Origin of the sequence: Arthrobacter horti (assembly GCF_030731045.1) — a bacterium.
Taxonomy (GTDB): domain Bacteria; phylum Actinomycetota; class Actinomycetes; order Actinomycetales; family Micrococcaceae; genus Arthrobacter_E; species Arthrobacter_E nanjingensis.
This window is the reverse complement of sequence record NZ_JAVALS010000002.1, coordinates 115,908-130,039: the sequence shown is the minus strand read 5'-3', so window position 1 is coordinate 130,039 and position 14,132 is coordinate 115,908. Positions and strand designations below refer to the sequence as shown.

11 protein-coding genes and 1 pseudogene are annotated in these 14,132 nt (G+C 70.2%); 2 read left to right on the top strand and 10 right to left on the bottom strand.

Annotated elements, in window-relative coordinates:
* Position 1 precedes the first annotated feature (1 nt).
* From Q9R02_RS04420 to Q9R02_RS04400, 5 genes are all read right to left on the bottom strand, one after another.
* Positions 2–766: a fumarylacetoacetate hydrolase family protein gene (locus Q9R02_RS04420; protein ID WP_305995451.1), complete on the bottom strand. Its 765-nt coding sequence runs from the start codon at positions 764–766 to the stop codon at positions 2–4.
* The gene (locus Q9R02_RS04415) at positions 766–1,542 is read right to left on the bottom strand and encodes an SDR family oxidoreductase (protein WP_305995450.1); all 777 of its coding nucleotides are present in this window, start codon (positions 1,540–1,542) and stop codon (positions 766–768) included. Before Q9R02_RS04415 ends, Q9R02_RS04420 begins: the two co-directional genes overlap by 1 nt.
* On the bottom strand, positions 1,539–2,957 hold the full coding sequence (locus Q9R02_RS04410) for an MFS transporter (protein ID WP_425279217.1): 1,419 nt from the start codon (positions 2,955–2,957) through the stop codon (positions 1,539–1,541). The genes Q9R02_RS04415 and Q9R02_RS04410 overlap by 4 nt, the downstream gene beginning before the upstream one ends.
* A gap of 210 nt (positions 2,958–3,167) precedes the next feature.
* On the bottom strand, positions 3,168–3,971 hold the full coding sequence (locus Q9R02_RS04405) for an IclR family transcriptional regulator (RefSeq protein WP_305995448.1): 804 nt from the start codon (positions 3,969–3,971) through the stop codon (positions 3,168–3,170).
* A gap of 56 nt (positions 3,972–4,027) precedes the next feature.
* Positions 4,028–5,077 (bottom strand): D-2-hydroxyacid dehydrogenase, encoded by a 1,050-nt coding sequence (locus Q9R02_RS04400; RefSeq protein ID WP_305995447.1) that lies wholly within the window; start codon positions 5,075–5,077, stop codon positions 4,028–4,030.
* Positions 5,078–5,206: 129 nt separating this feature from the next.
* On the opposite strand from Q9R02_RS04400, the gene Q9R02_RS04395 reads away from it, so the two are divergent.
* Both Q9R02_RS04395 and hutG read left to right on the top strand, forming a co-directional pair.
* Positions 5,207–6,076, top strand: a complete 870-nt coding sequence (locus tag Q9R02_RS04395) for an NAD(P)-dependent oxidoreductase (protein ID WP_305995446.1) — start codon at positions 5,207–5,209, stop codon at positions 6,074–6,076.
* Positions 6,077–6,240: 164 nt separating this feature from the next.
* The gene (gene hutG / locus Q9R02_RS04390) at positions 6,241–7,206 is read left to right on the top strand and encodes a formimidoylglutamase (protein ID WP_305995445.1); all 966 of its coding nucleotides are present in this window, start codon (positions 6,241–6,243) and stop codon (positions 7,204–7,206) included.
* A 183-nt stretch (positions 7,207–7,389) separates the two neighbouring features.
* On the opposite strand, the pseudogene Q9R02_RS04385 reads toward hutG, so the two are convergent.
* The 5 genes and pseudogenes from Q9R02_RS04385 to Q9R02_RS04365 all read right to left on the bottom strand — a co-directional run.
* A pseudogene (locus Q9R02_RS04385) lies at positions 7,390–8,412 on the bottom strand (cation:proton antiporter); the annotation flags it as partial.
* Positions 8,413–8,566: 154 nt separating this feature from the next.
* On the bottom strand, positions 8,567–10,156 hold the full coding sequence (gene hutH / locus Q9R02_RS04380) for a histidine ammonia-lyase (protein ID WP_305995444.1): 1,590 nt from the start codon (positions 10,154–10,156) through the stop codon (positions 8,567–8,569).
* A 104-nt stretch (positions 10,157–10,260) separates the two neighbouring features.
* Positions 10,261–11,976: a urocanate hydratase gene (gene hutU / locus Q9R02_RS04375; RefSeq protein ID WP_305995443.1), complete on the bottom strand. Its 1,716-nt coding sequence runs from the start codon at positions 11,974–11,976 to the stop codon at positions 10,261–10,263.
* A 223-nt stretch (positions 11,977–12,199) separates the two neighbouring features.
* Positions 12,200–13,156, bottom strand: coding sequence for a nucleoside hydrolase (locus Q9R02_RS04370; RefSeq protein WP_305995442.1), 957 nt, complete (start codon positions 13,154–13,156; stop codon positions 12,200–12,202).
* 25 nt (positions 13,157–13,181) lie between these two features.
* Positions 13,182–14,132: a ribokinase gene (locus Q9R02_RS04365; RefSeq protein ID WP_305995441.1), complete on the bottom strand. Its 951-nt coding sequence runs from the start codon at positions 14,130–14,132 to the stop codon at positions 13,182–13,184.

The window sequence follows — 14,132 nt, the reverse complement described above, 5'->3', positions numbered from 1 at the left end:
TTCAGACTGTCTGCGTGGTCAGGACCATGCCCGCCACCTCGATCTCCACGAGCGCGCCCGGCTCCACACTGAAGTTGGAGCGGGGTGCACCCGTCATCACCACGTCCCCCGGGCCCAGGCGGAGCCAGTGGGACACGTACTCCAGGCACGTCCGGATGTCCGAGGGCAGGTCCCAGGTTCCGGTGGACACCTGTTCCACGCCGTCGATCCTCACGGTCATGGGCACCTCATCGATGCCGGCCTCTGTGTCGATCCACGGCCCCAGCGGGGTGTACCCCTCGCCGCCCTTGCCTTCGAAGTTCCGCGGGTCCAGGACGGCGCGGTCCGGGCTGGAGACGTCGTTGACCGCCGTCACTCCGAGGACGTACTCGTGGGCGTTCGCAGCCGTCAGACCACGAGTGTCCTTGCCGATCACCACGGCGATCTCACCCTCGATGGCCGGAACCCCGGCATCGCGGCGCAGCGTCACGGAGACCCCGGAGGCCACCACGGTGCGCGGGCTCTTGAGCCAGGCCTGCACGGGGCTGTGGTGCTCCGGCCCGTTCTGGGCGATGCCCACCACCAGCAACGGTTCGCACGGCGGCAGGAAGTCCCCGGCCAGGCCGTCCCCGAACACCAGGCCTCCTGGAACGTCTGCGGGCTCAGCGCCCCGCGCGAAGGCCGCGTAGGGGTCCTCCACCGGCACCCACGTGGAGCCTTCCGCGCGGACCCAGCGGGCGCCGGCGCGAAGCGACGATTCGCCGGTCATGAGGCGGGCGAGCCGCATCAGACCACCGCCGTCATGCCGCCGTCCACGAACAGGGTCTGCCCGTTGACGAAGTCGCTCGCGGCGCTGGCCAGGAACACGAGCGCCCCCACCAGATCCTGGGTGTCGCCCCAGCGGCCCGCCGGCGTACGGCCGCGGACCCAGGAGGAGAACTGCTCGTCCCTCACGAGGGCCTGCGTGAGTTCCGTGGCGAAGTACCCGGGTGCGATCGCGTTGGCCTGGATGCCGTGCGGCGCCAGGTCCGCGCAGAGGCCCTTGGTCAGCATGACGATGGCGCCCTTGGTGGCCGAGTAGGGCGCGATGCCCGGGCGCGCCAGCTGACTCTGCACACTGCCGATCTGGATGATCTTGCCGCTCCCCCGCTCCACCATGCCGCGGCTGACGCGCCGCGCCAGGTAGAAGGCGCTGGAGAGGTTGGTGGCCAGCAGATCGTCCCAGTCTGCGTCGCTGAACTCACCGATCGGCGCGCGGCGCTGGATGCCGGCGTTGTTGACCAGCACGTCCAGGGGGCCGGACTCGGCCTCCAAGGCCGCGATGCCGGCGTCGACGGCGGCCGGATCGGTGACGTCGAACGTCACGCTCCGCGTCTGCACACCCGTGGCTTCCGCGACCTCAGCGGCCGCGCGGGCGGCCTTGGCGGCGTCGCGCCCATGGACGACGACGGACGCGCCCGCCGCGGCCAGCCCCTCCACCAGCGTGCGGCCGATGCCCTGGCTGGAGCCGGTGACGAGGGCGGTCTTCCCTTCGAGGCTGAAGGCGCCCAGGCCGGGGATCATGCGTCCACCTTGGTGATCGTCTGAGTGGTGGCCTCCACGCCGTCGCCGGTCTCGCTGCGGGAGACCTTCACCGCGTCGTCCGTGCGGAGCAGATCGCGGCGCAGAGTCTCCGGGACCAGGAAGGTGGAGCAGGTGGTGATGAGCGCCAGCGTGGCCATGTAGATGGCCAGAAGCAGCCAGTCGCCCTTGCTGACGGCCACGATGTAGGAGCCGAGCACACCGGCCAGGCCGCCGGCCAGCACCGCGGAGATCTCACGGGCCATGGCCACGCCCAGGTAGCGGTGCCGGTTGCCGAACATCTCCGGCATCATGGCGCACTGCGGGCCGAGCATGGTGTTCACGGCGATGCCGATGCCCACCGCGATCACGATCACCGCGAGCCAGGTGTTGCCCAGGGAGAGCATCCACCAGGCGGGGAAGGAGTAGAGGAGCATGAAGACGGCACCGACGCGGTAGACGGTGCGGCGGCCCACACGGTCCGAGATGGCGCCCGCGAGCGGGACGGAGAAGATGCCGATGAGGGAGCCGAGGGAGACGCCCCAGGCCAGGAGGCCCTTGTCCGCGTTCTTGCCCACCACGGAGACGAAGAACGCCAGGGAGAGGGTCTGGAACATGTAGGAGCCGCCGTTCTCCGCCATGCGCAGGCCGATCCCCACGATCACGCCGGGCAGGCCCTTGGTGAAGATCTCCTTGACGGGCTTGTCCTGGACCTGGTCGTGCTTCTCCAGTTCCACGAAGGTGGGGGTCTCCCGGAGCTTGGCCCGGATGAACAGGGCGATCAGGATCAGGACGAAGGAGAGCAGGAACGGCACGCGCCAGCCCCAGCTCATGAGCTGGTCCTTCGGCAGGAGGGAGATGAGGCTGAAGACCACACCGGCCAGCAGGGTTCCGGCCTGGATGCCGATGAACGGCAGGGCTGCGAAGAAGCCGCGGCGCTTGACCGGGGCGTACTCGGCCATGAGGACGGTGGAGCCGGCCTGCTCGGCGCCGGCGCCGAAGCCCTGCAGCAGTCTCAGGATGACCAGGAGCACCGGGGCCCAGAGGCCGATCTGGCTGTAGGTCGGCAGGACGCCGATCAGGGTGGAGGCACCGCCCATCAGCAGGATGGTGATGACCAGGACCCACTTGCGGCCGAGCTTGTCACCCAGGCGCCCGAAGACCAGGCCGCCGAAGGGGCGGGCCACGAAACCGACGCCGAAGGTGGCGAAGGCCGCGACCGTGGCCATGGCCGGGTCTCCCTGCGGGAAGAACAGCAGGTTGAAGATGAGGGCCGTCGACAGCCCGTAGAGGGCGAAGTCGAAGTATTCGAGGGCGCTGCCGACGCTGGAGGCCAGGGTGGCGCGCTGGAGGTTCTTGGCATAGTCCGGGTCGGAGGCGCCCGGGTGCTCGACGGTGTCCACAGAGGTCACTGCCATCTCCTTTGATTGGCTGAAACGAAAGTGCTCCGGCGCTGCGGCGCGCCTCGGCTCTGTGATCGAGATTACCAACCCTTTGAACTCTGTTCAATACTTTGAACAGAGATTCTGTGGCGGATGACACAGAACACGCGAGAAGCCACGTGTGCACAGTGCTGGCGCGCAGGACTGTGCAGACGTGGCTTCTCGCGGAACAGGAAGGGGTGGTGGCTACTTCCGCGCGGACGCTCCCAGGGGGTTGGTGAGCTGCCGGGCGGCTTCCTTCAGGGCGGTGGCGACGCGCTCGATGTGCTCGCGGCTGGCCCGGGCCTCCTGAATGGCGACGCCGAGGGCCAATTGCGGATCGCCCGGCGCCCAGCCTTCCAAGGGCACGGCGACGCCCACCAGACCCTGCATGCCTTCCCCGGGATCCAGCGAATATCCCCGGGCGCGCGCGGCGGCGAGCTTCTCCAGCAGCTCCGGCATCTCCCGGACACTCGTCGCGGAGGCGCGCGGGAACGGTACCTGGTCGGCCATGATCTCCTCCACGCGGAAGTCGTCCAGGACCATCAGCAGGGCGTTACCCGTGGCACTGAAGGCGGCGTGGATGCGGGATCCGAGTGGCGTGCCGAACCGCACGGTCCGGGACCCCTCGTGACGGGCCAGGTAGAGGGCGTCGTGGTCGTCCAGCATGGCCACCTGGACCACTTCGTGACGAAGCACCGGGGACGCCTCGCACACGGCGTAGAACTCACGGATCTGGTTGAACTGCGCGGCGAACGCCCCGCCCAGCTCGGCATTGCGGCGGCCCAGCTGGTAGCCCAGGGGCACGCGCTGGATCATGCCACCCTCCTCCAGCGCCAGACAGAGGTTCATGGTGGAGGACTTGGCCAGGCCCAGGACGTTGGCGATCTCCGTCAGTGTGAGCGGCCCATCGGATTCGGCCAGGACGCCCAGGATCTTCAGGCTGCGGCTGACCGCCGGGGCAGGGTCCCGCGTGATGCGGTCCGGGGTGTCGGCGGCGGGCTCGGCCATGGATTCTCCTGTGAACTCTGAGTTCTTCTGCGAACTCGGGCGGGCGCCGCGGGGGCTCAGTAGAACTCCACGGTGTTGACCACATTACGCATTTCCAGCCCGTCCAGCAGGCGCGTGGCGTTCTGCGCGAAGAGGCGCGCGATCCGCTCCTCCTCCTTGGAGTTCAGGGCTGCGGTGTGAGGGCTGACCAGAACATCCTCACGCTCCCACAACGGCGACTCCGCGGGCAGGGGCTCCACCTCGAAGACGTCCAGCGCGGCGAAGGACACCCGGCCACTGTCCAGGGCGGCCAGCAGAGCCTTCTCATCCACCACCGTGCCGCGGCCGACGTTGGCGACGATCGCACCGGGCTTGATGGCCCCGAGGACCTCCTCGCCCACCAGGTGATGAGTCTGCTCCGTGCCGGGCAGGGTGGTCACCAGGGCGTCCACCTCGCCGGCCACGGAGGTCAGCTCCTCCACCGGGATCAAACGGTCCACGCCGTCCACGGGCGCGCCGCTGCGAGTGGTCCCCCAGACCGTGGCGCCCATGGCCTTGAAGCGGCGGGCGCATTCGGCGCCGATGCCGCCCAGGCCCACCACCAGGACCGTCATCTCGTCCAGCTGCTTCATCTCCCAGCGGCCACTCCACTCCTTGGCGCGCTGCTGCGCCTGGAGCCGGGGCAGTGACTTGGCACCGGCCAGCACGCCGAACACCGCGAATTCGGCGAGCGGGCCACCATGGACGCCGGCCGCCGTCGTGAAGGCGATCCGTTCGAGCGCCTCGGCCGGAAGGTCCGCGGCCTTGACCTGGCTGCCGCCCCCGGCGGCGGTGGTGTGCACCCAGCGCAGGCGGGGGTTGGCGGCAACCGTGCGCGCCAGGGCGGCGGAGTCGACGTCGGGGATGCCAAAGAGGAAGTCCGCGGAGTCCACCAGGGCGTCGAAGGCGGCCTGCTCCTCCGGGGTGCGGACGTGCGCGGGGTCGCCGGACCAGTCGGCCGGGCCGCGCATGGGGCGGTACAGGGAGTGGTCCCGGATCAGCTCGAGGCGCGGCTCCAGCGACTCGATGAGACGGCTGTGCTCCTCGGAGAGCGGGACGGCGACGACGGCGCGTGCGTTCTCAGACATGGTTTCCCCTTCAGCGCGGCAGGCTTGGCGCCACCTCCTCTGTGAGGGGGCGCACCTTTCCTCCAGGGTAGCGTGAATTCAACCAGTTGAACACTGTTCCAAATGTTGAATTTGTCTTAAAGTGGGGACATGACTTCCCTCGGCATCATCGGCCTCGGCGCCATGGGCGCCCCCATGGCCCGTCACCTGCTGGCCCACCATGGATCCCTGAGCATCACGGCCCGGCGCCCCCAGCCGGACCTCGTCACGGCTGGCGCCAGCTGGGCGGACAGCCCGCGCGAACTCGCCGCGTCCGTGGACGCCCTCCTCCTCATGCTCCCAGACCTCCCCCAGCTGGAGGAACTGCTGAGCGGGGATGACGGCATCCTGGCAGGCGTCCGCGACTCGGGGCTCCTCCTCATGATCGGCTCCACGAGCTCCGCCACCGGCGTCCGCGCCCTGGCCGGCCGACTGGCCGCGGAGACCGACGGCCGCGTCCGCGTGGTGGACTGCCCGGTGTCCGGTGGCGAGGACGGCGCCGCGGCTGGGACCTTGTCCATCATGCTCGGCGGAGCGAACGACGACGCCGCGCTGGCCCAGTCGCTGCTGGCACCGTGCGGCACGCCCGTGCACCTGGGGCCACTCGGGGCGGGGCAGGTGGCGAAGGCGTGCAATCAGATGGTGGTTTCGGCGACCATCCTGGCACTTGGTGAGGCGACCGTACTGGCGGACCGTTCCGGGATCGACCTGGAGAAGATGTGGGGCCTGCTCTCCGGCGGCTACGCGGGGTCCCGGCTCCTGGATTCCCGGCGCGAGAAGCTCGTCACCGGGGACGACTCCCCCTCCGGCGTGGCGAAGTACATGGTGAAGGACCTGGCGTCCGCCGCGGAGATCGCCGAGGCCACCAGGACCAACCCGGCCCTGTTGCCCACACTGCGCGCGGCTTTCGACGAGATCGTCAGCTCCGGCCTGGGCGATCAGGACATCGCCGTGACGCGAAGATTCGTCGCGGAGCGATAGGCGGCACTTCACGCACGTTGAGTGCTCAGTTGTGGCGGGTTCCGGGGCCCACAACCCGCCACAACTGAGCACCCAACGGATGCCTCGGCACCACGTCCGGCACCCCGGACAGGCCCCGTTCTCACCCCCTCGGCATCCGGACCGGAACCAGGTGAAATGGAAGCATGACCCTGCGCGCACCCTCCGTTGACGTTTCCCCCCAGCCCTGGACCGGCCGCTACGACGGCGACGGCCCGGCGCACGCCCGCCACTGGCAGCGTGTGCAGGCACTGACCGGCGCCGTGGAGACGGACGGCCGCGCCGCCGTCGTCGTCGGATTCGCCAGCGACGCCGGGGTGGCCCGCAACAAGGGCCGCGTGGGCGCCGCCGCGGGTCCCGCCGCCATCCGCGCCGCGCTCGGCCCCCTCGCCGTGCATGACGGCCGCGTGCTCGCCGACGCCGGCGACGTGCGGGTGGAGGACGACGCCCTGGAGGCCGGGCAGGCACGCTTCGGCGCCGCCGTCGCCTCCCTGATCGACGACGGCGCCCTCACCCTGGGCCTCGGCGGTGGCCACGAGATCGCGTTCGCCAGCTACCTCGGGGTCGCCGGCAGTGCCCGCGTCGCCACCGAGGGCGCCCGCTGGGGCGTGCTCAACCTGGACGCGCACTTCGACCTCCGCGACGAGGAAAACCCCAGCTCCGGCACCCCGTTCCTGCAGATGGCGCGCGAAGAGAAGGCCAAGGGCCGCGAACTGAACTACGCCGTGCTCGGTATCAGCCGCCCCAACAACACTCCCGTCCTCTTCGAAGAGGCGGACAGCCTGGGCGTGAAGTACCTCCTGGATGAGGACTGCACGCGTGAGGCCGCGGAGAAGTTCGTCGCGGAGTTCCTGGACGGCCTGGATGCCCTCTACCTGACCATCGACTTGGACGTCATGCCGGCCGCCGTCGCGCCCGGTGTCAGTGCACCCGCCGCCTACGGCGTGCCGCTGGAACTCATCAACGCCGTGTGCCGTCAGGTGGCCGCGAGCGGCAAGCTCCTGCACGTGGACGTCGCCGAGCTGAACCCGTCCTTCGACATCGACGGCCGCACCGCCAAGGTGGCCGCCCGCCTGCTGGACACGATCGTGGGGGCCGCGCTCACGGTGTGACCTCGCCCCTGGAGGACTGAGGCGAGGTCGGCGACGTGGTCCCCTGCGGCTCCCCGGCCTCGCTTCGTCATCCGAGGCCACCGTGAAGTTCCTCGCGGCGAACGCGCCGGAGACGGTGGTGGCGGCGATGGTGACCAGGGCCCCCAGGATCAGGGCACTCGCCTCGCCGGGCGCCAGCAGGTGGTTCTGGGTGCCGATGGTCGCGGCGGCCACCGGCACGCCCAGCTGCGCGGAGGCCATCACGGCCAGGGGCAACGGCGCCCGGAGCAGCCTACCCACCGCGTGGCTGAGCACGGCGCCCACACCGAGCACCAGGCCAAGGCCGATCATCGCCGGGTTCACGGCCAGCTCCCGCATGTTCAGGGACGCGCCCAGCCAGACGAAGAACAGCGGTCCCAGGAAGCCCTCCGTGATCGCGAAGAGCTGCCGGGCCAGACGCCTCGGCTCCCCCACCGCGGCCACGGCCAGGCCGAAGCTGAACCCGGCCAGCATGATGGACACGTGCATCAGCGTGGCCAACGCCGCCAGCGCGAACAGGATCACCAGCTGCACACGCAATTCCACGGCGAAGAGCCTGTCCTCGGAGACATCATGGACCTTGTGGCGGGCGCCGCTCTTCTCGGCCCAGCGCAACAGGAAGAAGAGCACGACGGCGCACGCAGCCACCGCCAGGGCGCCCAGCGCCGCACGGGGTGCGTGAGCCGGGTCGATGGCGAGCGGGAGCGCCACGATCGCAGCGGTGTCCGCGATGGCGACTGCCGCGATGGTCTGCAGCACCTGCGGCCCGCCCAGGCTCAGCCCGTCCACGATCGGCAGCACCAGCGCCGCGGAGCTCGAAGCCATGAGCACGGCGTACAGCGGCGCATGGTTCAGCCCGAACAGGGCCGCCACCCCCACGCCGAGGGCGGCGGAGACCACCACCGTGAGCAGCATTCGCAGCACGCCCTTGCCGAGAGCACCGCGGATGCGGCTGTCCCGCACCGGCACGTGCGTCCCGGCCACGAACATGATGAGCGCGAAACCCATGTCCCCCAGGAACGTGAAGGTCTCATTCGAGGCGTCCACCAGGCCGAAGCCGGTCCGCCCGATCACCAGACCGGCCACCAGCTCTCCGAGCACCAACGGAATGTGCCACTTCTTGGGCAGCGCGAGCAACGGGCCCAGGAGAGCCACGAGCACCACCAGCGACAATGCGGGAAATCCCATGGGCTAACTGTAGGCCCGGGCACCGACGGAAATGAGGCTTAAACACCGAAACAGCGGGTTCCCGGTGAAAACGGCTGTTGCGATACCGTTTCATCGGAAACCCACTGTCTCAGCGGGTCATGCGGTCCTGAGCCAGCTCAGGATCAGGCCAGGCTCAGGCCAGGGTGCCCACGGCCTGCTCGGCGGCCTTGCGGATGGCACCGGCGCCCACCAGGACGTCAGCGGCCTCCAGCTCCGGGGAGAGGAAGCGGTCGGTGCCCGGGCCCTCGACGACGGCGCGCAGCACCTCGAGCACGGCGGCACCGGCGGGGCCGGGGGTCAGCTCGCCGTCGGACAGCTGGGTGCGGATGTCCAGGGCGCGGCAGCTGGTGACCAGCTCGATGGCCAGGACGCGGCGGAGGTTCTCCACGGCCTTGCGCAGCTTGCGGGCGGCGTGCCAGCCCATGGAGACGTGGTCCTCCTGCATGGCGGAGCTCGGGATGGAGTCCACGGACGCCGGGACGGCCAGGCGCTTGTTGTCGGAGACCAGGCCGGCCTGGGTGTACTGGGCGATCATGAGACCGGAGTCAACACCCGGGTCGCTCGCCAGGAAGGCGGGCAGGCCGTGGGAGCGGGCCGGGTCCAGCATGCGGTCGGTGCGGCGCTCGGCGATGGAGGACAGGTCCGCCACGGCGATGGACAGGAAGTCCAGCACGTAGGCCACGGGGGCGCCGTGGAAGTTGCCGTTGGAGGACACGCGGCCGTCGGGCAGGACCACCGGGTTGTCGATGGCGGCGGCCAGCTCGCGGGTGGCGACCAGCTCGGCGTGGGTCACGGTGTCGCGGACGGCACCGGCGACCTGCGGGGCGCAGCGCAGCGAGTAGGCGTCCTGGACGCGGGTGTCACCCACGCGGTGGGAAGCGACGATCGCGGAGTTGGAGAGCACCTTGAGCATGTTGTCGGCGCTGGCGGCCTGGCCCGGGTGGGGACGCAGTGCGGCGTGCAGCTCCGGCAGGAACACCTGGTCGGTACCGAGCAGGGCCTCGACGCTCAGTGCGGCGGTGATGTCCGCCGTCGTCATGAGGTTGCGCAGATCGGCGATGGCCATGAGCAGCATGCCGAGCATGCCCTCGGTGCCGTTGACGAGGGCCAGGCCCTCCTTCTCGGCCAGGGTCACCGGCTCGATGCCGTGCGCGGCGAGCAGCTCGGCGACGGCGGGACGACCGGCGACGCCGTAGAGCTCGCCGTCGGGGCCGGCGGCTTCGCCTTCACCCATGACCACGAGGGCGCAGTGGGACAGCGGGGCGAGGTCACCGGAGCAGCCCAGGGAGCCGAACTCGCGGACCAGCGGGGTGATGCCGGCGTTGAGGACCTTCACGAAGGTCTCCAGGACCTCGGCGCGGACGCCGGTGCGGCCGGAAGCCATGGTCTTGGCGCGCAGGAACATGATGGCGCGGACGACTTCGCGCTCCACGGCCGGGCCCATGCCGGCGGAGTGGCTGCGGATCAGCGACTTCTGCAGCTGGGTGCGCAGCTCGTTGGGGATGTGGCGGTTGGCCAGGGCGCCGAAGCCGGTGGAGATGCCGTAGGCGGGGGTGTCGCTGACGGCCAGCTCATCGATGTGGGCGCGGACCTTGGACACGTTGTCCAGGGCTTCCTGGGAGATGGTGATCTGGGCGCCGTGGCGCGCGACGGCGAGCACGTCCTCGGCGGTGACGCCGGCGGAGTTGAGGACGACCGTGGTCTCAGAGGTGGTGGTGGTCATGAGAGTCTCTTCGCTTTCGTAAAGCTGTGGTGTGGAACGTCGACTGCTCCGTAGGTGTCGTTTTGAGGGTTCAGAACGACACCTACGGAGCAACGGATGGGGTGTTAGCCCTGCATCGGGATGCGGACGCCACGCTCGGCGGCGACCTCGATGGCGCGCTCGTAGCCGGCGTCGACGTGGCGGATGACGCCCATGCCCGGATCGTTGGTGAGGAGGGCGGTCAGCTTGGCGGCGGCCAGCTCGGTGCCGTCGGCCACGGAGACCTGGCCCGTGTGGATGGAACGGCCGATGCCCACGCCACCACCGTGGTGGATGGAGACCCAGGTGGCGCCGGAGGAGGCGGCCGTCAGGGCGTTCAGCAGCGGCCAGTCGGCGATGGCGTCGGAGCCGTCCTTCATGGCTTCGGTCTCGCGGTACGGGGAGGCCACGGAGCCGGAGTCGAGGTGGTCACGGCCGATGACGATCGGGGCCTTGACCTTGCCCTCGGCGACCAGCTTGTTGAAGAGCAGGCCGGCCTGGTGGCGCTCGCCGTAGCCGAGCCAGCAGATGCGGGCCGGGAGGCCTTCGAACTCCACGCGCTCCTGAGCGGCGTCGATCCACTTGTGGAGGTGCTTGTTCTCCGGGAAGAGCTCCTTGATGGCCTCGTCGGTGACGCGGATGTCCTCGGGATCACCGGAGAGGGCCACCCAGCGGAACGGGCCGAGGCCCTCGCAGAAGAGCGGGCGGATGTAGGCCGGGACGAAGCCGGGGAAGGAGAAGGCGCGCTCGTAGCCACCCTTGCGGGCCTCGTCGCGGATGGAGTTGCCGTAGTCGAAGACCTCGGCGCCGGCATCCTGGAACTCGACCATCGCCTGGACGTGGCGGGCCATGGAGACCTGGGCCTTCTTGGTGAAGCCCTCGGGATCGCCCTCAGCCTCGCGCTTCCACTCGTCCATGGAGATGCCCTCGGGCAGGTAGGACAGCGGGTCATGAGCGGAGGTCTGGTCGGTGACGACGTCGATGGTCAGCTCGCCGGCCTTGTGGCGGCGGAGCAGTTCCGGGAAGACCTCGGCGGCGTTGCCGACGTAACCCACGGACCAGCCGCGGCGCTCTTCCTTGGCCTTGTTCACCTTGGCGATCGCGGCGTCCAGATCGGTCTCCACCTCGTCGAGGTAGCGCTTGCCGACGCGGCGGCGCAGACGGGTCTCGTCGACGTCGACGATCAGGCAGGCACCGTCGTTCAGGGTCACGGCGAGCGGCTGAGCGCCGCCCATGCCGCCGCAGCCACCGGTGAGGGTCAGGGTGCCGGCCAGCGGGCCCTCTTCACCGGTGCTGGGAGCCATGCGGCCTTCAGCCTGGAGCTTGTTGCCGACGGCGGCGAAGGTCTCGTAGGTGCCCTGGAGGATGCCCTGGGTACCGATGTAGATCCAGGAACCGGCGGTCATCTGGCCGTACATCATGAGGCCCTCGGCCTCGAGGCGGCGGAACTCGGGCCAGGTGGCCCAGTCGCCCACCAGGTTGGAGTTGGCGATGAGCACGCGCGGGGCCCACTTGTTGGTGCGGAACACGCCCACCGGCTTGCCGGACTGAACCAGGAGGGTCTCGTCCTCCTCCATGTCCTTCAGGGTGTCGGAGATGGCGTCGAACGCCTTCCAGGAACGGGCGGCGCGGCCGGTGCCGCCGTAGACGACCAGGTCCTCGGGGTGCTCGGCGACCTCGGGGTCCAGGTTGTTCATGAGCATGCGCAGGGGCGCCTCGGTCTGCCAGCTCTTGGCGGACAGTTCGGTACCGCGGGGTGCCTTGACCGGGCGGGTTCCGGTGATGAAATCGGCGGGTGCCATGGTGACTCCTCGTGAGCGTGGGGATTTCGGTGCGCATTCCCTTCGGCGGCGTCCTTGCCCTCCGAGTCCTGCGCTGTGCTTCCCTACAACTACACCGCACTTTCAGGCTTGTCACGAGAGGCTTTCACGGTGTCTTGTCCGGGATTCCAGACAAGCACGTCCGGGATACCGGACATGACCCGCAAAAGGTCATTGTGAGCCATGTCACGGCAGTCCGCGGGCCTCAGAACGCCCGGAGCAGACCGTCCACCAGGAAGTCCGGGAACCCCGGCTCTGCTTCCAGGACCACGCGGCAATGAGCCCCATCCTGGTCGCCGGAACCGCGGTAGATCCCCCGCAGATCGCACACCGTGGCACCGCGTGCGGGGCCGTGCCCGGTCTCGACGGCGGCGCGCACCACCGGGGCCCGGGTCACCGTCACCTCACCCAGGGCGATGGCGGCGGCGAGCGGGTCATGCATGGCGGAGCACGGCCGGCCGAAGATGCCCCGGTAGAACTCGAAGTAGTACTCCAGCATCCGCCCGAGAGCCTCCGGAAGAGGCTTCCCGGAGTTCAGCAGGCGCAGCCGGTGCTCCTCCTCCATGACCTCCGTCATGGTCACATCCAGCGGCACCAGGGTCAGCTCCCACGGCGCGGCGAGGACATCCGCGGCGGCCTCGGGATCGTGGAAGATGTTGGCCTCCGCGGCCGGGGTGAGGTTGCCGGGCGCCAGCGCGGCGCCGCCCATGATGGTCACGTGGGCCACCAGCTCCGGCAGCCGCGGCTCCAGCCGGAGCGCCTCGGCCAGATTGGTCAGGGGTGCCACGGCGATCACGTGCAGCCGGCCCCGGTGCTCGCGGGCCAGCCGCACCAGCATCTGGGCGGCGCTCTCCGTCTCCGGTTCACGCGGAGCCCGGGGCAGCTCAAGCCCACCCATGCCGTTGTCGCCGTGCACATGCGGGGATCCTCCGCCGTAGGGCGCGGCCTGGAAGTCGTGGTTCCCCACCGCCACGGGGATGTCCGGCCGCCCGGCCAGCGCCAGAAGGTCCAGCGTGTTGCGGGCGCACTGCGCGGCGTCGCTGTTCCCGCTGACCGTGCCCACTCCGAGCAGCTCCGCACGGGGCGAGGCGAGCAGGTGGGCGATCGCCAGCGCGTCGTCGATCCCGGTGTCGCAGTCGAGGTAGACGGGGATGGTGTCCATGCGGGGCCTTTCGGGTGGGGTGCGGTCAGCGGGTCCGGCTTGACTGGGCCCGGAGCGCGACGACGTCGGCGTCAGTCCCGTAGGACGCCTGCGCGCCGCGGCCGGTGGCTGCGTATGCTGCGGCCACCGAGGCGTAGCGCGCGGCGTCGGAGAGGCTGTCGCCTGCGGCGAGGCGCGTGGCGAGGGCTCCCGTGAAGGCGTCGCCGGAGCCTGTGGTGTCCACGGGTTCGATCCGGGTGGCCGGGATGCGTTCGATCGCCACGGCGCCCGAGTCCGCGCCGTCGAGCACCGCCACACCCTGGGCGCCGAGCGTGACCAGGACCCGGGCGAAGCCTGCCTGAGCGAACGCCGCGGAGACGGCGTCCCAGTCCTCTCCGTCGGCGGCGGGCGCCCTGCGGCCGAGCAACTGCCCGGCCTCGTGGGCGTTGACCAGGAGGATGTCGGTGACCTCAGCCAGGTCCGCGGGAATGGGCGCGAACGGGGACAGGTTCAGGATGACGGTGGCCCCGGCGGCGCGGCCCGCGCGGGCGGCCGCGAGGACGGTCTCCTGGGAGACCTCCAGGCAGAGGCACACCGCTGCGGCGCCGTCGAACAGCGAGGAGGAGGCCTCCACGTCCCGCGGCGACAGCTCGCCGTTGGCGCCCGCCACGATCACGATGCTGTTCTCGCCGTGGGCGTCCACGGTGATGCCCGCGACGCCAGTGGGCACGCCGTCGATGCGGCGCACCGCGGCGGCGTCCACCCCGGCGTCGGCGGCCGAGGCGAGCAGCATGGCACCGTTCGCGTCGTCGCCCACAGCACCGATGAGACGGACGTCGGCGCCGAGGCGGGCGGCGGCCACCGCCTGGTTGGCGCTCTTCCCGCCCGGCTGGATCACGAAATCGGTGCCCAGCACGGTCTCGCCGGGGAGCGGCATGCGCTCGGCGTAGAGGGTCAGGTCCGCGTTGAGGGAACCGACGACGACGACATGGTTCAT